The following is a 414-nucleotide window of genomic DNA, read 5'->3' as shown; positions in this document are numbered from 1 at the left end:
GCGGCGCGCTCGACGGCCTCTCGACCGTCGCCCCGATCGGCGATCCTGACTATGCCGGCCTGCACGGCTCGATCGCGCTCGCCGCGGACGGCGCGCATCCTGCGATCATGCTCGATTCCTTCTTCGCGCTGCATCCGGCGATGCCGGAATTCGCGCGGATGTATCGCGACAAGCACGCCGCGGTGATCCATGCGGTGGCGACGCCCTATCGCGACCGCTCGCATTTCGACGGCCAGGACGTGCTGGAGAGCGGTTATGCCGGGCCTGGCCGCGTGCAGTCCGGTTGGCTCAATCGCGCGCTGGAAGCGCTGCCGCGCGGCGAGCGCGTATCGAGCGCTCTTGCGGTCGGGCCCACCACGCCGCTGGTGCTGCGCGGAAGCGCGCCGACCGTCGGCTGGGCGCCGGTGGCGCTGC

1 protein-coding gene is annotated in these 414 nt (G+C 71.7%); it reads left to right on the top strand.

Going from position 1 to position 414, the window contains the following annotated elements; genetic code table 11:
- Positions 1 to 414: DUF1501 domain-containing protein (locus AABA84_RS34925; RefSeq protein WP_445083437.1), on the top strand; the 414-nt coding region annotated here is incomplete at both ends.

This window comes from Bradyrhizobium sp. TM239 (assembly GCF_036247985.1).
In the GTDB taxonomy this organism is placed as follows: Bacteria; Pseudomonadota; Alphaproteobacteria; order Rhizobiales; family Xanthobacteraceae; genus Bradyrhizobium; species Bradyrhizobium ottawaense.
Note: the sequence above shows the minus strand (reverse complement) of the source record. Positions and strands in the feature narration are given on the sequence as shown.